Source organism: Arthrobacter sp. ZGTC412 (assembly GCF_002929215.1).
Lineage (GTDB): Bacteria > Actinomycetota > Actinomycetes > Actinomycetales > Micrococcaceae > Arthrobacter.
Genome location: NZ_PJII01000001.1, coordinates 516214 through 536868, shown reverse-complemented (window position 1 = coordinate 536868; position 20655 = coordinate 516214). Strand labels below are relative to the sequence as shown.

Sequence of the window (20655 nt, the reverse complement as noted above, 5' to 3'; positions counted from 1 at the left end):
CGGCCGGAATGCGGTCCGGGGAACCCTGATCCGTGTTTGGATTGATCCATGACAACCGTCCCCGCCCGCCCCCCGCTGGTCCGCCGCGGCGACCGCTTCCTCGCGGGTGTGTGCTCCGGCCTTGCCATGCATTTGGGCTGGCCGGTCCGGAATGTACGGGTCGCGATGGTCCTGGCCTCGCTGGCCGGTGGGGCCGGCGTCGTCTTCTATGCCTGGCTGTGGATTATGGTGCCCACCGCGGACGAAAGCGCCCGCCGGCAGGCGCGCCGTCCGGCGTCACCCATTGCCCCGGCTGTGAGCCGCGAGCCCGTGCCGGCTTCCGTTCCCCGGGCGGCGGCACCGGCTGGGACCGGAGCGTCCTTGGGTGGCCCCGGAGCGGTGCCGCCCGGAGTAGCGGACGGCGGCCGTGGCGTGGACGCTGCCCCTCCCGATGCCCGTGGTTACGCATCGGGCGGGCAGGCCCCCGGACACGCTTCCGAGGCTGCCCGGCCGCCCTGGTTCAGGTTCCGTGAGATGCGTTACGGCAAGGAGATCCTGCTGGGCGTCGGGCTGCTCCTGGCGGGAGGCATCCTGGTCGCCCAGCTTCTGGGAGTGGACGTTCCCCTGGGCACGTTGATTCCGGCGGCTGCAGTTCTCGGCGGCGCCTCCATTGCCTGGATGCAGCTGGACGAAACGCGGCGGGCCGGGCTCGTGGACAAGACCAAGGCGGACCAGGCCGGCGGTTGGGCCCGCCTTGCGGCGGGCCTGGCGCTGGTGGTGGCCGGCGTTCTGGTGATGGTGTCCGGATCGGGTTCGTGGGAGCAGACCTGGCTGGCGCTGCTGGCTTCCGTAGCTGTCCTCGGCGGGGTGGTGCTGGTCCTCCTGCCATGGGCGCTGAAGTTCTGGCGCGACCTGGAGGCGGAACGCGCCGGCAGGATCCGGGAAACCGAGCGGGCAGAGATTGCAGCCCACCTGCACGACTCCGTGCTCCAGACGCTGGCACTTATCCAGCGCCGCGCCGCCAATGAGCACGACGTCGTCCGGCTTGCCCGTGCGCAGGAACGGGAGCTGCGGGGCTGGCTGTTCGAGGACCCGGGCAAGGACGCCGGGCAGCTGTCGGACCGGATCAAGGCCGCAGCTGCCGAAGTGGAAGACCTGCTGGGCAACGCGGTTGAGGTGGTCAGCGTGGGAGACGCCCCCGTTAGTGAGGGCCATGAAGCGTTGATCCAGGCCAGCCGCGAGGCCATGCTGAACGGCTCCCGCCACGGCGGCGGGACCGTCTCGGTCTACCTGGAGGCATCCGACGGCCGCGCCGAGGTCTTCATCAAGGACCGGGGCCCCGGCTTCGATCTGCAGGACGTGCCGGAGGACAGGCTCGGCGTCCGGGAGTCCATCATCGGCCGGATGAACCGCCACGGCGGCACAGCCACAATCACCAGTACCAGTGAAGGCACGGAGGTGCGGCTGGGCTTCCCCGCCGCGCCGCAGGACAGCACGGAAGGCAAACCATGAACACAACGCAGGGAGCCGGTACAGGACCCGTCCGGACCGCCAGGTCTGCCCGGGTGGTCATTGTGGACGACCACGCCATCTTCCGCTCCGGTCTGAAGGCGGACCTTGACCCCAGCATCCACGTGGTGGGGGAGGCGGCGACGGTGGAGCAGGCCATCGCCGTCATCGCGCAACAGCGACCGGACGTGGTGCTGCTGGACGTCCACCTGCCCGGCGGCCTGGGCGGCGGGGGCCGCGAGGTCATCGCCGGCTCCGCTGCCCTGTTGACCACCACCAAGTTCCTCGCCCTCAGCGTCTCGGACGCGGCCGAGGACGTTGTGGCGGTGATCCGGGCGGGAGCGCGCGGCTACGTCACCAAGACCATCTCGGGGGCGGAAATCACCGATGCCGTGTACCGGGTTGCCGGCGGCGACGCCGTGTTCTCGCCGCGGCTTGCCGGCTTCGTCCTTGATGCTTTTGGGACCGCTCCCGCGGATATCGCCGACGACGAACTGGACAAACTCTCGGCCCGGGAGCTGGAGGTCATGCGCCTGATCGCCCGCGGCTACAGCTACAAGGAAGTGGCAAAGGAGCTGTTCATCAGCATCAAGACGGTGGAAACCCATGTGTCCGCCGTCCTCCGAAAGCTGCAGCTCTCCAGCCGGCACGAACTGACCAAATGGGCCGCCGAGCGCCGCCTCCTCTAGCCAAAAACGCTCTCGCACTTAAAGCGCGCTTTTCCCCAACGCTCTCTCACTTGATGCGCCTTAAACCGGAACGCTCTATCACTCTCCTGAAGAGAGGGATAGAGCGTTCGGGATTTTCCTGCAGGAAGTGAGAGAGCGTCCTACTGGGCTTTGCCCAGGAAGTCCTGCAGGCGCTGGACGCCGGTGGCGAGGTCGTCGTCGCCAAGCGCGTACGAAAGGCGCAGGTAGCCGGAAGGCCCGAAAGCCTCGCCGGGAACCACTGCCACCTCAACCTCGTCCAGGATCAAGGCCGCAAGCTCGGCGGAGGTCTGCGGTGCAGTGGTGCCGGACGCCGTCGGGAATTCCTTGCCCAACAACGCACGAACGTCCGCGTAGACGTAGAAGGCGCCCTTCGGCGTCGGGCATTCCACCCCTTCGATTGCGTTCAGTCCGGCAACGATGGCCTTGCGGCGGCGGTCGAAGGCGACCTTCATCTCGTCGACGGCGGTCAGCGGCCCGGACACGGCGGCGAGGGCGGCCACCTGCGGGATGTTGGAGACGTTGGACGTGGCGTGCGACTGCAGGTTGGTGGCGGCTTTGATGACGTCGGCCGGGCCGATCATCCAGCCCACCCGCCAGCCCGTCATGGCGTAGGTCTTGGCCACACCGTTGAGGATGACCACCTTGTCGCCCAGTTCGGGAACGGCGGTGGCGATGGAGGTGAAGGGAACGCCGTCGTAGGTCAGGTGCTCGTAAATCTCATCGGTGACAACCCACAGGCCCTTGGCAGCGGCCCACTTTCCAATTTCCGCTACCTGCTCCGGAGAGTAGACGGAACCGGTGGGGTTCGACGGCGAAACGAACAGCAGGATCTTTGTCCTGTCAGTGATGGCTGCTTCGAGCTGCTCCACGGTCACCAGGTAGTCCTGCTCCGGTCCGGCAAACACTTCCACGGGCACGCCGCCAGCGAGACGGATGGCCTCCGGGTATGTGGTCCAGAACGGGGTGGGGACAATAACTTCGTCGCCCGGATCAACCAGGGTGGCGAAGGTGTTGTAGACCGCCTGCTTGCCGCCGTTGGTAACAAGGACCTGGGAAGCGTCGACGGCGTAGCCGGAGTCCCGCAGGGTCTTCTCGGCGATGGCCTTCTTCAGCTCAGGCAGCCCGCCGGCGGGGGAGTAGCGGTGGTACCTCGGCTGGCTGGCCGCTTGGATGGCTGCCTGGACGATGTAGTCCGGGGTGGGAAAATCAGGTTCACCCGCGCCGAAACCAATAACCGGACGGCCTGCTGCCTTCAGCGCCTTCGCCTTGGCATCAACAGCAAGGGTTGCGGATTCGGCAATAGCGGAAATGCGTTGGGAAACGCGGGCGGCAGACATGGCAGGTCCGTTCTTCGCTTGCAGCCCGGAGGCTGGAATGTGGGATTCGACGAGTTCTACTCTATGCTGTTCACCGGACCCTCCGGGTTGCCGGTTTTGATTATGACTGCCTGCCAGTCAAGGTCAATACTGGCCAGCGGGGAGGGCCGGAAACGGGCTGGTTCGACGAACGCGAAGTTGTTGCGTAGACTGGTTCACCGGTGTTGAAAACACGGATGATGACGTGCGCCCCAGTGCAAGCTGGCGGTTCGTCCTCGGAACGTGGAATTCAATCCATAGGGTAGTGGCGCAATTGGTAGCGCAGCGGTCTCCAAAACCGCAGGTTGCAGGTTCGAGTCCTGTCTGCCCTGCGCAAGCTGTCCCGGGCGAAAATCCGGGGCAAGCGCAGCAACCATGGTTCTGATCAGAGCCGGGTAATCCAACATTGCAAAGATGAGCGAGGACCAGGTGACCGAAACAGCTGCCAGCAGCTCCAAGGGCCGCCCAGCTAAGAAGGACGCCAAGGCAAACTTCTTCGCCCGCATTGCACTCTTCATCCGCCAGATCATCGGCGAGCTGAAGAAGGTTGTTGCACCAACCCGCAAGGAACTGATCAATTACACGCTCGTGGTGCTGGTGTTCGTCGGCATCATGATGATCATCGTCAGCCTGCTGGACCTCGGTTTTGGAACCGCTGTCAGCTGGATCTTCGGCGGTAGCGTCCCCACGGACAGCTAGGGCTGAACCGTCCGCAGGCCGTGTGTGCCATCCGGGAAACCGGAGGGAAACACCGGCGTGCGGAATTGAGCCATTTAAATAGGCATGTTAGGCAATCAGGAAGCAGGAGACCAAGTGTCTGAGCAGGAGCTCGAGGTAACCGAGACTGAGCTGGAAGAGTCCGCGGACATCACGGCAGAAGCCGGTGACGAGTCTGAGGTTGAGTCCTCCGCGCCCGAAGCCAGCGACGCCGAGTCTGACGTGGACGCCGAGTCTGATGAAGACGCCGAGTCTGACGAGGACGCTGAGGCGCACGACGCCGGCTCCGAGGAAGAGTCCAGCGACGCCCTCGCCGCTGCCGCCGCCAAGGCCGAGGTTGACCCCGCCGAGGAGTTCAAGGCCAAGCTGCGCCGCCAGGAAGGTGACTGGTACGTCATCCACTCCTACGCCGGTTACGAGAACCGCGTGAAAGCCAACCTCGAAACCCGCATCCAGACCCTGGACATGGAAGATTACATCTTCGAGATCCAGGTGCCCATGGAAGAAGTCGTTGAGATCAAGAACGCTCAGCGCAAGGTCATCAACCGAGTCCGCATCCCCGGCTACGTCCTGGTCCGCATGGACCTGACCGACGCATCATGGGGCGCCGTCCGTCACACGCCCGGTGTCACCGGCTTCGTGGGTAACGCCCACAACCCCGTGCCGCTGCGCCTGGATGAGGTCTTTTCCATGCTCGCCCCCGTCTTCGAGGAAGAGCAGGCCGAGAAGGGCAAGCCGGTCAACAAGCAGCACCAGGCTCCCGTGGATGTCGACTTTGAAGTTGGCGAGTCCGTCATCGTCAAGGAAGGCCCGTTCGAGACCCTTCCCGCCACGATCTCCGAGATCAAGGTCGAATCGCAGACCCTCGTGGTGCTGGTTTCCATCTTCGAACGCGAAACGCCCGTCACCCTGGCGTTCAACCAGGTCACCAAGATCTGACAACCAAGAATTCGTCCCGGGGCTGCCCGCTTTAGCAGCACCGGAACGGCCGGCCGCCTCGCCATGGCGGCCAAGAACCTGAGGCACGCTCCTGTGCCCCAGGACGTTATTGAGAGAAGGACCCTACATTGGCTCCCAAGAAGAAGGTCACCGGCCTCATCAAGCTGCAGATCCAGGCAGGTGCCGCTAACCCGGCTCCGCCGATCGGTCCTGCGCTTGGCCAGCACGGTGTCAACATCATGGAATTCTGCAAGGCGTACAACGCTGCGACGGAAGCCCAGCGCGGAAACGTCATCCCCGTGGAAATCACGGTCTACGAGGACCGTTCCTTCACGTTCATCACCAAGACCCCGCCGGCTGCAGAGCTCATCAAGAAGGCTGCAGGCGTCGCCAAGGGTTCAGCAACCCCGCACACCGTCAAGGTTGCCAAGCTGACCCAGGCCCAGGTCAACGAGATCGCTTCCACCAAGATGGAAGACCTCAACGCCACCAGCCTCGAAGGCGCAGCGAAGATCATCGCCGGCACCGCCCGTTCCATGGGTATCACCGTCGAGGGTTAGTCCCCTCGCTGCCGGATGTCGGGCTCGGGAAACCGATCACGACGACGGGCGGCACCGCCGGGAAACCGGCACCACCGAAACTGAAATGTTGGGAACCGGGCAAGGATAACGAGCCCGCTCACCAACTGTGGCAGGGCCCAGCGCGGTCCGCAGACCACAACTGCACAAGGAGAAACAGCAGCATGGCAAAGCGCAGCAAAGCATATGAGGCAGCAGCCGCCAAGATCGACGCGGAGAAGTTCTACGCGCCGTTCGAGGCAGTGACCCTCGCCAAGGACAGCAACCCGTCCAAGTTCGACGCCACCGTTGAGGTTGCGTTCCGCCTCGGCGTCGATCCCCGCAAGGCCGACCAGATGGTCCGCGGCACCGTCAACCTGCCCCACGGCACCGGTAAGGTTTCCCGCGTCCTGGTTTTCGCCACGGGCGACAAGGCTGAGGCAGCAATCGCTGCCGGCGCCGACTTCGTTGGTTCCGATGACCTGATCGAAAAGATCGCAGCCGGCTGGACCGACTTCGATGCCGCCGTCGCCACCCCTGACCTCATGGGTAAGGTTGGCCGCCTCGGTAAGGTCCTGGGTCCTCGTAACCTGATGCCGAACCCGAAGACGGGCACCGTGACCCCCGACGTCACCAAGGCCGTCAACGACATCAAGGGTGGAAAGATCGACTTCCGCGTCGACAAGCACTCCAACCTGCACTTCATCATCGGCAAGGTGTCCTTCGACGCCATCAAGCTGGCTGAGAACTACGCAGCAGCACTGGAAGAGGTGCTTCGCCTGAAGCCGTCCGCTTCCAAGGGCCGCTACATCCAGAAGGCCACGGTTGCCACCACGTTCGGTCCCGGCATCGCCGTTGACCCGAACGTCACCAAGGTTCTGACCGAGGGCTAAATCCCCGTCTGAAGCTCCGCCGCGGATCCTTCCGCTGCAAAGTGAACCGCCCGGCGCACGCGCCGGGCGGTTTTGTTTAAGCCCAGGAACCATGCCCGAAAGGTCCGATTCCTGCCTAAGCTGTAGAAATGGCCAAACCGGATGTGGAACCGTCCCTTGGAGAAACCCTTGCGCTGGCAATAACCCCTGTGGACGTTTCACCGCCGGGCAGCAAAACGGGTGCCGGCCAGGTTACGACCCAATTTAAGGAGTGCCACACCCTGCGGGAGGAGCATGAGCTTGCGGTGTGGGGCAACCTTGACCGTTGCGACACGCTGCAGGAAGCTGTGGAGTATTGGCGCGGCAACGAGTATGAGGAACGGCACCTGTACCTGGCGAAGGTCGGCCCGGTAACCGTGGGCACATGCTCGGTGACCTTCCCCTTGCGCGAGAACACGCACACCGCAGGAATCCAGGTCCTCATCGCCCCTGCCTACCGGCGCCGGGGCCTGGGCCGTGCCCTTCTGGAGTACGCCGAAGCAGTCGCCCGCGGGCGCGGCAGAACATCCCTTGACGCCTACCACGAAGTGCCGTTGCAGGCTGCGGACGGAGCCGCCCTTCTGCCGGCGAAATCCGGAGCCGGCGGACTGCCGCTTGATGAGCCCGCCGTGGCCTTTGCCGTTGCTGCCGGCTATGAGCTGGAACAGGTGGAGCGGTCCAGCCGACTCGCCCTGCCCGTTCCGCCCGAACTGCTGGACCGGCTGGAGGCCGACACCGCGGCCCGGGCCGCGGATTACGCCATCACCGGCTGGGACGACAGTTGCCCGGAGGACCTGGTGCATGCCTATGCCCGTCTCAAGGCCACGATGACCACGGACGTTCCCATCGCCGGGATGAATTGGGATGGCGAGGAATGGGACGCCGCCAGGGTCCGGGAAGAGGAGAACACGCTGATCCGGAGTGGGGTCCAATCAGCTGTGACGGCCGCCCGGCACACGGACACCGGGCAACTGGTGGCCTATACGGTCCTGAACTGGCGTGCCGGCGTGCCGGACTCGATCGTGCAGCAGGACACATTGGTGACCTCGGAACACCGCGGCCGCCGCCTCGGCATGCGGATTAAAGTGGCAAACCTCCGGCGCGCCCAAGCAAGATGGCCGTCAGCGAAGTCGGTGCTGACATGGAATGCCGACGAAAACCAACATATGCTGGCCATAAATATCGCGCTTGGATTCAAACCCGCAGGTTATGAAGGCGAGTGGCAGAAACGGCTGGGATGATGCGCCTATGGCTAAAGACGTGAAGATCGAGCAGCTTTGGATTCCCGACTCACTGGACGCGCCGGACGCAGCGGACTTCCTTGCCGCCGTCGAGGTGGGCCGGAAGGTTCGAATGCAGACCTGGGGGAGCGACGACCTCGCTTACGGCCCCCTGGAGAAGCTCCTTGAGTTCCAGGACCCGTACGAACGGCAGCTCATTCTTGTCGCCAAGGTGGACGGGGAGATTGTGGGGACTGTCGATATCGCCCTTCCCCTCACGGACAACCTGGACCTGGCGGAATTCACCCTGGACATCCTGCCGGAGTTCCAGCGCCAAGGCGTAGGGCGGCGCCTTCTCCAGGCCGCGGAGCAGTTTGCCCGCGGGGAAGGCCGCACCATGATCCTGGTGGACACGAATCACCCCGGGGCCTCCCTGCATGAGTTTGAACGGGCCCAGCTGGTTCCCGGCACGGGGCAGGGCTTTGTGCCGTTGGAGAGCCGTGAAGTCGAGTTCGCGCAGAAGACTGGCTACACGCTGCAGCACATCGAGCAGTTCAGTTCCTGTGCGCTCCCGCTGGACACAAAGCTGGTGGCTGACCTGCAGGCTGAGGCGGACGCGGCCAACAGCGGACGCTACCGGCTGCACCACTGGACGGACCGCTGCCCCGACGGCTGGCTGGAAGCGGTCGCTGCCCTTGAGAACCAGGCGGGGGCCGACGTCGACCTCTCCTTGGAACCGCCTGTTGAGCAGGACATGGTGCTCGACGGCGACATCCTGCGGGAAGCCGAGGAAGTAGCCATTGCGCAGGGCAGGCGGACGGTGGTCACCGCCGTCGAGCACCTCGCCTCGGGGGCGCTTGTAGGCCTGACCACGATCACGGTGCTGGCGCACCGCGCGGACGTTGTCTTTCAGGACGACACGCTGGTGCTGCAGGAGCACCGCGGTAACAAGCTGGGCCTGCTGATCAAGGTGGCCAACATGGAGCGGCTCACCGAGCAGTTTCCCGATGCCCGGATCATTTACACCTGGAACGCCCCGGAGAACCGGTACCTCCTCACCGTCAACCAGCAGCTGGGTTTCCAGACGGCCGGGGTGACGGGAATCTGGCAAAAGGAGCTCCCGCACTTGCACACCAGCACCAGCTGAGGGCCGATTTGGTGGAGTGATGGCTCTCCCGTAGACTTGAAGGACCAAAGACCGTCGGTTGTTGGAAATCCACTCTCTCGAACATGGCTCAACTCTGCAGTTGTGCGCGGGAGAAGCAGTGGCTTTCTGGACGAAGGACCCTGAACGTAGGGCGGCCGGCGCAGGTGAACGAAGCAAAGCTCCACGGATTATCTGTGTTGAGCCAAGCCCCGTGCATCTGCGCGGGGCGTTTTTAGTTTTAGCTCACCTGAGCGGGGACCGTCGCATACCGGCACTATCCCCGGAAGGAGGGTTATGGCAACGCCTACCAAGGTTTCAGCAGTAGCTGAGATCACGAACGATTTCAAGGAATCGAACGCCGCTGTCCTGACCGAATACCGCGGGCTCACCGTTGCACAGCTCAAGCAGCTGCGTGTTTCTCTCGGCCAGGACACCAAGTTCGCGGTCGTCAAGAACACCCTGACCGCCATTGCAGCCAAGGAAGCCGGCGTCGAAGCATTCGACGGCCAGCTTGCCGGCCCCACTGCAATCGCGTTCATCAAGGGTGACGCAGTTGCCGCTGCCAAGAGCCTGACGGATTTTGCCAAGACCAACAAGCAGCTGGTTATCAAGACCGGTTACTTCGAGGGCAAGGCACTGAACGCCAGCGAGGTTGCCGCACTGGCAGCCCTCGAGTCCCGTGAGCTGCAGCTCGCCAAGGTTGCTGGTGTCCTCAAGGCACCCGCTGCCGCCGCTGTGCGCATCATTGACGCACTGCGCCTCAAGCTTGAAGAAGAGAACGGTGCACCGGCAGCTGCCGAGGCGCCCGCCGCTGAAGAAGCTGCTGATTCATCAGCTGAAGAAGTAGCCGAAGCTCCCGCAGCTGACGCTCCCGCAGCTGAAGAGAACTAGTTCTCTTTACCCCACCAGACTCCGGTGTGACGCGTGGCTCCGTGCCGCTGAACACCACAACAGGAAGGACGCCTACCATGGCGAAGCTCACCAACGAAGAGCTCATTGAAGCTTTCAAGGAACTGACCATCATCGAGCTCTCCGAGTTCGTCAAGCTCTTCGAAGAGACCTTCGAAGTAACCGCTGCTGCTGTAGCTGTTGCTGGCCCCGCCGGTGGCGGCGCCGCTGAAGAAGCTGAAGAGCAGACCGAATTCGACGTCGTTCTCGAAGCTGCCGGCGACAAGAAGATCGCAGTGATCAAGGAAGTTCGCGCCATCACTTCCCTGGGTCTCAAGGAAGCCAAGGACGTTGTCGACAGCGCTCCCAAGGCCGTCCTCGAGGGTGTCACCAAGGAAGCTGCCGAGAAGGCCAAGGAGCAGCTCGAGGCTGCAGGCGCCCGCGTTACCGTCAAGTAACAACGCCTTTTCCTCAAAAGCCCCGTCCACGTTTGTGGGCGGGGCTTTTTGCGTTCCGTACCACCCAACCAACTCGCAGTTTACGTCGCGAAAATGCGACTTCACGACGTCACGTGCGAGTCAGGCGGGGGTGGGGTCAGGCAGGGTCGCTGATATCCGCGACGACGGCGCGCAGCGCTCCCGTGAGGGCGTCGGCGTCCACAAAGGCGCTGTAGCCGTGCACACCTGCACCCATCGAAATCCGCCGGCCCGCGATGGTGGCGTCGGCGTACACCGGCCACTTGTTGGTACTGCCGAGCGGGGTGATGGTGCCGCGTTCATAGCCGGTTGCGTCCATTGCCACGTCCGCGGGCGGCAGCGAGAGCTTGTTGACGCCCACAAGGTTCCTCAGCTTGGGCCAGGAGATCTGGCGGTCACCGGGGATCAACGCAAAAAGGAACGAGCCATCCTTGTGCTTGACCACCAGCGACTTCACGATGTCCGCGGGTGTGATGCCCAGGATGCCGGCCGCCTCTTCGAGGCTTTTGGCAGCCGGCCTTTCCACTACGTCCACCTGCAGTCCGCGGGCTGCGGCATCGGCAAGGAACCTGTCCCTGCCGGTGCCGCCTTGAGACGAAGCACCTGCCGCGGTTTCGTCCGCCATCAGTCGCGGTACAGCAGGAGCGCTTCGCCCTGCCCGCCGCCGCCGCACAGGGACACCGCCGCCTTGCCCGTTCCGCGCCGCCTGAGCTCGTGTGCGGCGTGCGCTGCCAGGCGGGCCCCCGATGCCCCGATGGGGTGGCCCAGCGCGATGGCACCGCCGTGGATGTTGCACTTCTCCAGGGGGTAGTCCAGGTCCTGGAGCGACTGCACCGCTACAGACCCGAACGCTTCGTTGATTTCGATAAAGTCCAGGTCCGCGGTGGTCCAGCCCGCACGGCCAAGGGCGTTCTTGATGGCGTTGGAAGGCTGGGAATGCAGCGAGTTGTCCGGCCCGGCTACCTGCCCGGGCTTGCCGACGACAGCCAGGTAATCCAGCCCGTGTTCCTCGGCAAAACCGCGGGAGGCGAGGACCAGGGCGGCGGCGCCGTCGGACAGGGGAGAGGAGTTGCCCGCGGTAATGGTGCCGTCCGTAACGAAGGCAGCGCGCAGCCCGGCCAAGGACTCGGCGGAGGCGTTGGGACGGACCCCCTCATCGGTGGAGACAACGAGCGGATCGCCCTTACGCTGCTTCACGCTGAGGGGCACGATCTCGTCGTCGAACGTTCCGTTCTTGGCCGCCAGCGCCGCCCGCTGGTGCGACTCGGCGGCTACGTTGTCCTGGGACGTCCTGTCGATGCCCAGCGCAAGGTTCCCGGTTTCGGTGGACAGGCCCATTGACTGGCCGTCAAAGGCATCGGTGAGTCCGTCGTGCGCAGCAACGTCCACGGCCTGGATGGAGCCGTAGGTCCACCCCTGCCGGGAGCCGGGCAGCAGGTGCGGCGCGCGGGTCATCGACTCCTGCCCGCCGGCCACCACCACGGATGCCTCCCCGCCGCGGATCATCCGGGCGGCGTCTATCACTGCGGTCAGCCCCGAGAGGCAAACCTTGTTCACGGTCACGGCGGGAACGTTCCAGCCGATGCCGGCGGCGATGGAGCTCTGGCGTGCGGGGTTCTGCCCGGCGCCTGCCTGGAGCACCTGTCCCATAATGACGGCGTCCACCTGGCCGGCATCCACGCCGCTGGCCTCCAGCGCTGCCTTGATGGCGTGCGCGCCGAGATCGACGGCAGTAAAGCTCGCCAACTGGCCGTTGATCCGGCCCTGCGGCGTACGAACTGCTGCGAGTATGACAACGTCAGTGTTGTCTGCGGAGTTGCCCATGTATATCTCTTCCGATCTGTTCCGTTGTAGGCCACCAAGGCTATCGTGACGCTGGTCACCCATTTATTCAAACGCCCCCGCCGCTATGTCCATTCCGGCAGGGGCCGGGTTCGCGGGACCGCAACTGCGGGGGAGAAGCTGCAGAATCCGACGGCGGGCCGGCGCAGGAATCCAAGGATGCCGTCTGCGACGCTGGGTTTGCCAACGCCGCGACGTGCGCCGCTGAAGGCGTCATCCTGCGGCTTTAGTCCCGTCTGCCGGAAGCGGCGCGGAGGCACCACACGAATAGCCCAGGAACGCCTCCGGAACCAGCCCCGCAAAATCGGTGCTTGCAATCGGGCCGGATGTGGGGTAGACATGTAGGTTATTTTGCCGTATCGTAGATATTTGCGTCTTCCCTGTTTACCTTCAGCCTTCATATAGCGGTGGGCTTTCGCCTGGCAGCTGGCAATCAACGTGCCGTCAACAACGTCACAGCATAGTCAGCACCGGCCCCGGGTCATATAGCGGAACCGGATGGTAGCACTGCGGAGCATTCCGCAGGGTGCACAGCGGGGGAGATCTGAAAACGCCTGAAGGTCTGTGGAAGGATCCCTCTTGGTCGCCTCGAGCACCTCTAATAACGAAACCGCTAACACCGCCGACAGCACTGATGGTGCCACTCGCCGGCTCTCATTCGCAAAGATTCACGAACCTCTTGACGTTCCGAATCTGCTTGCCCTCCAGACGGACAGCTTCGACTGGCTGGTCGGAAACGAACGCTGGCAGGCACGCGTAGCGAAGGCCGTCGAAGAAAACGATCTTAGCGTCGCCACCACGTCCGGTCTCTCGGACATCTTCGAAGAAATCTCCCCGATTGAAGACTTCCAGGGCACCATGTCCCTGAGCTTCTCCGATCCGGAGTTCGCTGACCCGAAGTACACCATGGCCGAGTGCAAGGACCGGGACGCAACGTACTCGGCTCCGCTGTACGTCAAGGCCGAGTTCATGAACAACAACACGGGCGAAATCAAGCAGCAGACCGTGTTCATGGGCGACTTCCCGCTGATGACCGAGAAGGGCACCTTCGTGGTCAACGGCACCGAGCGTGTCGTCGTCTCCCAGCTGGTCCGTTCCCCGGGCGCCTACTTCGAGCGCACCGCCGACAAGACCAGCGACAAGGACATCTTCACTGCGAAGATCATCCCGTCCCGCGGCGCCTGGTTCGAGCTCGAAATCGACAAGCGCGACCAGGTCGGCGTTCGCCTCGACCGCAAGCGTAAGCAGTCCGTCACCGTCCTGCTGAAGGCCCTTGGCTGGACCGAAGGCCAGATCCTCGAAGAGTTCGGCCAGTACGACTCCATGCGGGCAACCCTGGAGAAGGACGCCACCGAAACCCGCGAAGACGCGTTGCTGGACATCTACCGGAAGCTGCGCCCGGGCGAGCCGCCCACCGTCGAGGCTGCCCAGTCGCTGCTGGACAACCTGTACTTCAACTCCAAGCGCTACGATCTGGCCAAGGTTGGCCGCTACAAGATCAACCGCAAGCTTGGCATCGACCGCTCCCTTGGCGACAAGGAAGCTTCGGTCCTGCACGTTGAAGACATCGTTGCCATGATCAAGTTCCTCGTCGCGCTGCACGCCGGTGAGAAGACCACCAAGGGCATCCGCGATGGCCAGGAAGTGGACCTGCGCGTCGAAATCGACGACATCGACCACTTTGGTAACCGCCGCATCCGCGCCGTCGGCGAGCTCATCGAGAACCAGGTCCGCACCGGCCTGTCCCGCATGGAGCGCGTTGTCCGCGAGCGTATGACCACTCAGGACGTCGAGGCCATCACGCCGCAGACCCTGATCAACATCCGGCCCGTGGTCGCTGCCATCAAGGAGTTCTTCGGAACTTCCCAGCTGTCGCAGTTTATGGACCAGAACAACCCGCTTTCGGGCCTGACCCACAAGCGCCGCCTGTCGGCTCTTGGCCCCGGTGGTCTGTCCCGTGACCGCGCCGGCATGGAAGTCCGTGACGTGCACCCGTCCCACTACGGACGTATGTGCCCCATCGAAACCCCTGAAGGCCCCAACATTGGCCTGATCGGCTCGCTGGCATCCTACGGACGCATCAACCCGTTCGGCTTCATCGAGACGCCGTACCGCCTGGTCAAGAACGGCGTCGTTTCCGACGACGTGCAGTACCTGACGGCCGACGACGAGGCTGAGGTGCTGATCGCCCAGGCCAACGCGCCGCTGGACGAGAACAAGAAGTTCGCCGAGGACACCGTCCTGGTCCGTGCCCGTGGTGGTGGAGGCGAGCCTGTCCTGGTTCCCGCCGAGGACGTCGAGTTCATGGACGTTTCCCCGCGCCAGATGGTGTCCGTGGCTACCGCCCTGATCCCGTTCCTCGAGCATGACGATGCAAACCGCGCGCTCATGGGTGCCAACATGCAGCGCCAGGCCGTGCCGCTGGTCCGTTCCGAGGCTCCGTTCGTGGGCACCGGCATGGAGCGTGCCGCAGCCGTCGACGCCGGCGATGTCACCATCGCCAAGAAGGCCGGTGTGGTTACCGAGGTCTCCGCTGAGCTCGTCATCATGCTCAACGACGACGGTACGGAAACCAACTACCGCATCAACAAGTTCGCCCGCTCCAACCAGGGCAACTGCTACAACAACCGCGTACTGGTAAACGAAGGCCAGCGCCTAGAAGTTGGCGGCATCATCGCCGACGGCCCGGCAACGGACCAGGGCGAACTCGCCCTCGGTAAGAACCTGCTCGTGGCATTCATGTCATGGGAAGGCCACAACTTCGAGGACGCCATCATCCTCTCGCAGCGCATTGTTGCCGAGGACGTTCTTTCCTCCATCCACATCGAGGAGCACGAGATCGATGCCCGCGACACCAAGCTTGGTGCCGAGGAAATCACCCGTGACATCCCCAACGTGTCCGAGGAAGTACTGGCAGGACTGGACGAGCGCGGCATCATCCACATCGGTGCCGAGGTTGAAGCAGGGGACATCCTGGTCGGAAAAGTCACCCCGAAGGGTGAAACCGAACTGACCCCGGAAGAGCGCCTGCTGCGCGCCATCTTCGGTGAGAAGTCCCGCGAAGTCCGTGACACCTCCCTGAAGGTGCCCCACGGCGAGTCCGGCACCGTCATCGGCGTGCGCGTCTTTGACCGCGACAACGACGACGAGCTGCCCCCGGGCGTGAACCAGCTGGTCCGCGTGTACGTGGCTGCCAAGCGCAAGATCACCGACGGCGACAAGCTCGCCGGCCGCCACGGCAACAAGGGTGTTATCTCCAAGATCCTCCCGATCGAGGACATGCCCTTCCTTGCCGACGGCACCCCCGTTGATATTGTCCTGAACCCGCTGGGTGTCCCGGGCCGTATGAATGTGGGCCAGGTACTCGAAACGCACCTCGGCTGGGTTGCCAAGACCGGCTGGAAGATCGAAGGCGAGCCCGAGTGGGTCAAGCAGCTGCCGAACCTGCCGCGCGAGAGTGGCCAGACCACTGTTGCAACGCCGGTGTTCGACGGCGCCCGTGAAGAGGAAATCACGGGCCTGCTGGACTCCACCAACGTCACCCGCGATGGCCAGCGTCTGATCGACTCCTCCGGCAAGACCCGTCTGTTCGACGGCCGCTCCGGCGAGCCGTTCCCGGATCCGATCTCGGTCGGCTACATGTACATCCTGAAGCTCCACCACCTGGTGGACGACAAGATCCACGCGCGCTCCACCGGCCCGTACTCCATGATCACGCAGCAGCCGCTGGGTGGTAAGGCACAGTTCGGTGGCCAGCGCTTCGGTGAAATGGAAGTGTGGGCGCTCGAAGCTTACGGCGCCGCCTACACGCTCCAGGAACTCCTCACGATCAAGTCTGATGACATCCATGGTCGTGTGAAGGTCTACGAAGCCATCGTCAAGGGCGAGAACATCCCCGAGCCGGGCGTTCCCGAGTCCTTCAAGGTCTTGATCAAGGAAATGCAGTCGCTGTGCCTGAACGTGGAAGTCCTCTCCACGGACGGAACCACAATTGAAATGCGTGACTCTGATGACGCAGTCTTCACCGCTGCGGAAGAACTGGGCATCGATCTGTCTCGTGCAGAGCCCAGTTCGGTAGAAGAGGTTTAGCAGGGGACTTACCGGGAAAGGCAAGCGGCCCCGCCGCCGTGACCTTTCCCGGTGAGTCACCTCCCTCTTCCCGTATCCCAAGACTTCAGAATTTAGAGAACAAGAGAGAACAGGGACCATATGTCCAGCGAATCCTCCTTCGGCCTCATGCAAATCGGCCTCGCAACCGCGGAAGACATCCGCGGCTGGTCTTACGGCGAGGTTAAGAAGCCGGAAACCATCAACTACCGCACCCTCAAGCCTGAGAAGGACGGACTCTTCTGCGAGAAGATCTTCGGCCCGTCCAGGGACTGGGAGTGCTACTGCGGCAAGTACAAGCGCGTGCGCTTCAAGGGCATCATCTGCGAGCGGTGTGGCGTTGAAGTCACCCGCGCAAAGGTCCGCCGTGAGCGCATGGGCCACATCGAGCTGGCCGCTCCCGTCACGCACATCTGGTACTTCAAGGGTGTTCCCTCCCGCTTGGGCTACCTCCTTGACCTGGCACCGAAGGACCTCGAAAAGGTCATTTACTTCGCTGCCTACATGATCACCAGCGTTGACGAAGCTGCCCGCCACGAGGAACTGCCCAACCTGCAGGTTGAGCACGACATCGAGAAGAAGCAGCTCATCGACAACCGCGACGGCGACATCGCGGCGATTGCCCGTGACCTCGAAGGCGAAATCGCGCGCCTTGAGGGTGAAGGCGCCAAGGCTGCCGACAAGAAGAAGGCCCGCGACTCCGCCGACCGCCAGATGGCCAACGTGCGTAAGCGCGCCGACGCCGACATCGAGCGCCTCGAGCAGGTCTGGGACCGTTTCAAGAACCTCAAGGTCGCAGACCTCGAAGGTGACGAAGGCCTGTACCGCGAGCTTCGCGACCGTTACGGCATGTACTTCGAAGGCTCCATGGGTGCCGAAGCCATCAAGAAGCGTCTTGAGAACTTCGACATGCAGGCCGAGTCGGACCTGCTGCGCGACATCATCGCCAACGGCAAGGGCCAGCGCAAGACCCGTGCCCTCAAGCGCCTGAAGGTGGTCAACGCGTTCCTGACCACCAACAACAGCCCGCTTGGCATGGTCCTCGACGCCGTCCCGGTGATCCCGCCGGAACTGCGCCCCATGGTCCAGCTGGACGGTGGCCGCTTCGCGACCTCCGACCTCAACGACCTGTACCGCCGTGTGATCAACCGCAACAACCGCCTCAAGCGACTGCTTGACCTGGGTGCTCCGGAGATCATCGTCAACAACGAGAAGCGCATGCTTCAGGAAGCTGTTGACAGCCTCTTCGACAACGGTCGCCGCGGCCGTCCGGTCACCGGACCGGGCAACCGTCCGCTGAAGTCCCTGAGCGACATGCTCAAGGGCAAGCAGGGCCGTTTCCGCCAGAACCTCCTCGGCAAGCGCGTCGACTACTCCGGCCGTTCGGTCATCGTCGTCGGCCCGCAGCTGAAGCTGCACCAGTGCGGCCTGCCCAAGCAGATGGCCCTGGAGCTCTTCAAGCCGTTCGTGATGAAGCGCCTGGTTGACCTCAACCACGCCCAGAACATCAAGTCGGCCAAGCGCATGGTGGAACGTTACCGTCCGCAGGTCTGGGACGTGCTGGAAGAGATCATCACCGAACACCCGGTGCTGCTCAACCGTGCACCTACCCTGCACCGCCTCGGCATCCAGGCGTTCGAGCCGCAGCTTGTTGAAGGCAAGGCAATCCAGCTTCACCCGCTGGTTTGTGGCGCCTTCAACGCCGACTTCGACGGCGACCAGATGGCAGTGCACCTGCCGCTGAGCCCCGAAGCCCAGGCGGAAGCCCGCATCCTGATGCTGTCCTCGAACAACATCCTGAAGCCGTCCGACGGCCGCCCGGTCACCCTGCCCTCGCAGGATATGATCATCGGCCTCTACCACCTGACCACCAAGCGTGTCGGTTCGGCTGGCGAAGGCCGGATCTTCGGTTCCGTAGCGGAAGCCATCATGGCCTACGACCTGCACGAGCTGCACCTGAACTCCAAGGTCAAGATCCGCCTCGACGGCTTCGTGCCGTACGCCGGCTGGGAAGCTCCGGAAGGCTGGGAGCCGGGCCAGACCGCACTGGTGGAAACCTCACTGGGACAGGTTCTCTTCAACGAGACCCTGCCCGAGGACTACCCGTGGGTTGAGAACGTTGCAGACAAGGGCGAACTGTCCACGATCGTCAACGACCTCGCGGAGCGCTACCCGAAGGTGATTACGGCGGCAACGCTGGACAACCTGAAGGATGCCGGTTTCTACTGGGCAACCCGCTCCGGCGTCACCGTGGCCATCTCGGACATCGAGGTGCCCAAGGACAAGCCGGTGATCCTTGCCGGTTACGAGGAGCGCGCCGCCAAGATCCAGGGCCAGTACGACAAGGGCCTGATCGACGACGACGAGCGCCGCCAGGAACTGATCGAGATCTGGAACAAGGCCACCAACGAAATCGCTCAGGCGATGCGTGACAGCCTGTCCCCGATGAACACGATCAACCGCATGGTGTCCTCCGGTGCACGTGGTAACTGGATGCAGGTCCGCCAGATCGCGGGTATCCGTGGCCTGGTGGCCAACCCGAAGGGTGAAATTATTCCCCGTCCCATCAAGTCCTCCTACCGTGAGGGCCTGTCGGTTCTGGAATACTTCATCGCCACCCACGGCGCCCGTAAGGGTCTGGCTGACACCGCCCTGCGTACCGCCAACTCGGGTTACCTCACCCGTCGTCTGGTGGACGTGTCCCAGGACGTCATCGTCCGTGAAGAGGACTGCGGCACCGAGCGTGGCCTGGTCACGCCCATCGCCGTCGCCGATTCCAACGGTGAGCTTGTGCTGGACGAGAACGTCGAGAACAGCGCCTACGCACGTACGCTGGCTGTCGACGTCGTCGATGACAAGGGCAATGTGCTTGCTGCTGCCGGCACTGACTGCGGCGACGTGGTTATTGCCGAGCTGTTCGCAGCCGGCATCACCGAGGTCAAGGTCCGCTCCGTACTCACCTGTGAGTCCAGCGTCGGCACCTGCGCCCTGTGCTATGGCCGTTCGCTGGCCACCGGCAAGACCGTGGACATCGGCGAGGCTGTGGGCATCATCGCCGCACAGTCCATCGGTGAGCCCGGTACCCAGCTGACCATGCGTACGTTCCACACCGGTGGTGCAGTCTCTGCCAGCGGTGGCGACGACATCACCCAGGGTCTGCCCCGTATCCAGGAGCTCTTCGAAGCCCGTACTCCCAAGGGTGTTGCACCGATTGCTGAAGCAGCCGGCCGCATCGCCATCGAAGAGTCCGAGCGCCAGATGCGCCTGGTCATCACCCCTGATGACGGAACCGAAGAGATCGCTTACCCGGTCCTGCGCCGTTCACGCCTGCTGATCGAAGATGGCGACCACGTCACCGTCGGCCAGAAGCTGATCAACGGACCGGTGGATCCCAAGCAGGTCCTGCGCATCATGGGTCCGCGTGCGGCACAGAAGTTCCTGGTGGACGAGGTCCAGGGCGTGTACCGCAGCCAGGGCATCGGTATCCACGACAAGCACGTCGAGGTTATCGTCCGCCAGATGCTGCGCCGCGTTACGGTCATCGAGTCCGGCGAATCGGATCTGCTCCCCGGCGAGCTCGCCGAGCGCAGCCGCTTCGAGGACGCCAACCGCCGCGTTGTGTCCGAGGGCAAGACTCCGGCTTCCGGACGTCCTGAGCTCATGGGCATTACCAAGGCGTCGCTGGCTACCGAGTCCTGGCTGTCCGCAGCTTCCTTCCAGGAGACCACCCGCGTCCTGACGCAGGCGGCCATGGAAGGCAAGAGCGATCCGCTGCTCGGCCTCAAGGAGAACGTCATCATCGGTAAGCTGATCCCGGCCGGCACGGGCCTCCCGCGCTACACCGAGGTCACCGTCGAGCCCACCGAAGAAGCAAAGGCCAACCTGTTCACCGGCCCCAGCGCATTCAGTGACTTCTCGTACGACACCCTGGGCGGCGACGGAGCTCCTGAGTTCCACGCCATCCCGCTGGATGACTACGACCTGGGCAACGACTTCCGCTAGGAGTCGCCAGGAAGGCCCCGTTTCCCTCTGCTTCAGTTCTGGCAGGGGGAGGCGGGGCCTTTCGTATACACCCGATTAAGGCCCAGGATCAAGCCGTGCTAGACTTTTTGTAATTGTTCTGTGTGGCAGTGGATGAAGGCCGCCGCAGCATCATTTTGGTTTTGTTCTCATGATGTTGGGTGTGAGCTTGTTTCCGGGTTGCGGGCTAGGTGCGCAACGAATGCCACTCTTTTGCACGCCTTGGGCACGATTCGAGATACCAAGGCTGCAGGACAACGCCAAACCGATGCAATGAC

Annotated in this window: 15 protein-coding genes and 1 tRNA gene; 13 read left to right on the top strand and 3 right to left on the bottom strand. The window is 63.5% G+C overall.

Features of this window, described 5'->3' with window-relative positions; genetic code table 11:
• The first annotated feature begins 48 nt into the window (after nt 1-48).
• Nucleotides 49-1491, top strand: a complete 1443-nt coding sequence (locus CXQ88_RS02500) for a PspC domain-containing protein (RefSeq protein ID WP_104042556.1) — start codon at nt 49-51, stop codon at nt 1489-1491.
• A complete protein-coding gene (locus tag CXQ88_RS02495; protein ID WP_104042555.1) occupies nt 1488-2177 on the top strand; it encodes a LuxR C-terminal-related transcriptional regulator in 690 nt (229 codons plus the stop codon). The genes CXQ88_RS02500 and CXQ88_RS02495 overlap by 4 nt, the downstream gene beginning before the upstream one ends.
• Nucleotides 2178-2317: 140 nt before the next feature.
• Here the strand turns inward: CXQ88_RS02495 and CXQ88_RS02490 are convergent, their stop codons facing one another.
• Nucleotides 2318-3535 (bottom strand): pyridoxal phosphate-dependent aminotransferase, encoded by a 1218-nt coding sequence (locus CXQ88_RS02490; RefSeq protein ID WP_104042554.1) that lies wholly within the window; start codon nt 3533-3535, stop codon nt 2318-2320.
• Nucleotides 3536-3812: 277 nt separating this feature from the next.
• Here CXQ88_RS02490 and CXQ88_RS02485 point away from each other — a divergent pair.
• The 9 genes from CXQ88_RS02485 to rplL all read left to right on the top strand — a co-directional run bounded on the left by CXQ88_RS02485 (nt 3813) and on the right by rplL (nt 10390).
• A tRNA-Trp gene (locus tag CXQ88_RS02485) sits at nt 3813-3885 on the top strand.
• An 82-nt stretch (nt 3886-3967) separates the two neighbouring features.
• A complete protein-coding gene (gene secE / locus CXQ88_RS02480; RefSeq protein WP_104042553.1) occupies nt 3968-4252 on the top strand; it encodes a preprotein translocase subunit SecE in 285 nt (94 codons plus the stop codon).
• Between the two features lie 114 nt (nt 4253-4366).
• A complete protein-coding gene (nusG, locus tag CXQ88_RS02475) occupies nt 4367-5209 on the top strand; it encodes a transcription termination/antitermination protein NusG (protein WP_104042552.1) in 843 nt (280 codons plus the stop codon).
• A gap of 128 nt (nt 5210-5337) precedes the next feature.
• Nucleotides 5338-5769: a 50S ribosomal protein L11 gene (gene rplK, locus CXQ88_RS02470; RefSeq protein WP_003803853.1), complete on the top strand. Its 432-nt coding sequence runs from the start codon at nt 5338-5340 to the stop codon at nt 5767-5769.
• A gap of 182 nt (nt 5770-5951) precedes the next feature.
• Nucleotides 5952-6659, top strand: coding sequence for a 50S ribosomal protein L1 (rplA, locus tag CXQ88_RS02465; protein ID WP_104042551.1), 708 nt, complete (start codon nt 5952-5954; stop codon nt 6657-6659).
• Between the two features lie 128 nt (nt 6660-6787).
• Nucleotides 6788-7918, top strand: a complete 1131-nt coding sequence (locus tag CXQ88_RS02460; RefSeq protein ID WP_104042550.1) for a GNAT family N-acetyltransferase — start codon at nt 6788-6790, stop codon at nt 7916-7918.
• A 7-nt stretch (nt 7919-7925) separates the two neighbouring features.
• On the top strand, nt 7926-9044 hold the full coding sequence (locus CXQ88_RS02455; RefSeq protein WP_104042549.1) for a GNAT family N-acetyltransferase: 1119 nt from the start codon (nt 7926-7928) through the stop codon (nt 9042-9044).
• Nucleotides 9045-9338: 294 nt separating this feature from the next.
• Nucleotides 9339-9935 carry a 50S ribosomal protein L10 gene (gene rplJ, locus CXQ88_RS02450; RefSeq protein WP_104042548.1) on the top strand — a complete coding sequence of 199 codons (597 nt, stop codon included), beginning with the start codon at nt 9339-9341 and terminating at the stop codon, nt 9933-9935.
• A gap of 77 nt (nt 9936-10012) precedes the next feature.
• Nucleotides 10013-10390: a 50S ribosomal protein L7/L12 gene (rplL, locus tag CXQ88_RS02445; protein WP_104042547.1), complete on the top strand. Its 378-nt coding sequence runs from the start codon at nt 10013-10015 to the stop codon at nt 10388-10390.
• Nucleotides 10391-10526: 136 nt separating this feature from the next.
• Here the strand turns inward: rplL and CXQ88_RS02440 are convergent, their stop codons facing one another.
• Nucleotides 10527-11033, bottom strand: coding sequence for an aminoacyl-tRNA deacylase (locus tag CXQ88_RS02440; RefSeq protein WP_104042546.1), 507 nt, complete (start codon nt 11031-11033; stop codon nt 10527-10529).
• On the bottom strand, nt 11033-12232 hold the full coding sequence (locus tag CXQ88_RS02435) for an acetyl-CoA C-acetyltransferase (protein ID WP_104042545.1): 1200 nt from the start codon (nt 12230-12232) through the stop codon (nt 11033-11035). Before CXQ88_RS02435 ends, CXQ88_RS02440 begins: the two co-directional genes overlap by 1 nt.
• A 597-nt stretch (nt 12233-12829) precedes the next feature.
• Between CXQ88_RS02435 and rpoB the strand changes: the two genes are divergently transcribed.
• Nucleotides 12830-16339, top strand: coding sequence for a DNA-directed RNA polymerase subunit beta (gene rpoB / locus CXQ88_RS02430; protein WP_104042544.1), 3510 nt, complete (start codon nt 12830-12832; stop codon nt 16337-16339).
• 120 nt (nt 16340-16459) lie between these two features.
• Entirely contained in the window at nt 16460-20359 is a 3900-nt protein-coding gene (locus CXQ88_RS02425; protein WP_104042543.1) for a DNA-directed RNA polymerase subunit beta', read from the top strand.
• The last annotated feature ends 296 nt before the right edge of the window (nt 20360-20655 follow it).

What these genes read in the sequence shown, in the direction of transcription:
- rplA (WP_104042551.1), top strand. Translation starts at nt 5,952, where the DNA reads ATGGCAAAGCGCAGCAAAGCATATGAGGCAGCAGCCGCCAAGATCGAC.
- CXQ88_RS02440 (WP_104042546.1), bottom strand. Translation starts at nt 11,033, where the DNA reads ATGGCGGACGAAACCGCGGCAGGTGCTTCGTCTCAAGGCGGCACCGGC.
- CXQ88_RS02500 (WP_104042556.1), top strand. Translation starts at nt 49, where the DNA reads ATGACAACCGTCCCCGCCCGCCCCCCGCTGGTCCGCCGCGGCGACCGC.
- CXQ88_RS02495 (WP_104042555.1), top strand. Translation starts at nt 1,488, where the DNA reads ATGAACACAACGCAGGGAGCCGGTACAGGACCCGTCCGGACCGCCAGG.
- CXQ88_RS02490 (WP_104042554.1), bottom strand. Translation starts at nt 3,535, where the DNA reads ATGTCTGCCGCCCGCGTTTCCCAACGCATTTCCGCTATTGCCGAATCC.
- rplJ (WP_104042548.1), top strand. Translation starts at nt 9,339, where the DNA reads ATGGCAACGCCTACCAAGGTTTCAGCAGTAGCTGAGATCACGAACGAT.
- CXQ88_RS02460 (WP_104042550.1), top strand. Translation starts at nt 6,788, where the DNA reads ATGGCCAAACCGGATGTGGAACCGTCCCTTGGAGAAACCCTTGCGCTG.
- secE (WP_104042553.1), top strand. Translation starts at nt 3,968, where the DNA reads ATGAGCGAGGACCAGGTGACCGAAACAGCTGCCAGCAGCTCCAAGGGC.
- CXQ88_RS02455 (WP_104042549.1), top strand. Translation starts at nt 7,926, where the DNA reads ATGGCTAAAGACGTGAAGATCGAGCAGCTTTGGATTCCCGACTCACTG.
- rplL (WP_104042547.1), top strand. Translation starts at nt 10,013, where the DNA reads ATGGCGAAGCTCACCAACGAAGAGCTCATTGAAGCTTTCAAGGAACTG.
- CXQ88_RS02435 (WP_104042545.1), bottom strand. Translation starts at nt 12,232, where the DNA reads ATGGGCAACTCCGCAGACAACACTGACGTTGTCATACTCGCAGCAGTT.
- CXQ88_RS02425 (WP_104042543.1), top strand. Translation starts at nt 16,460, where the DNA reads ATGTCCAGCGAATCCTCCTTCGGCCTCATGCAAATCGGCCTCGCAACC.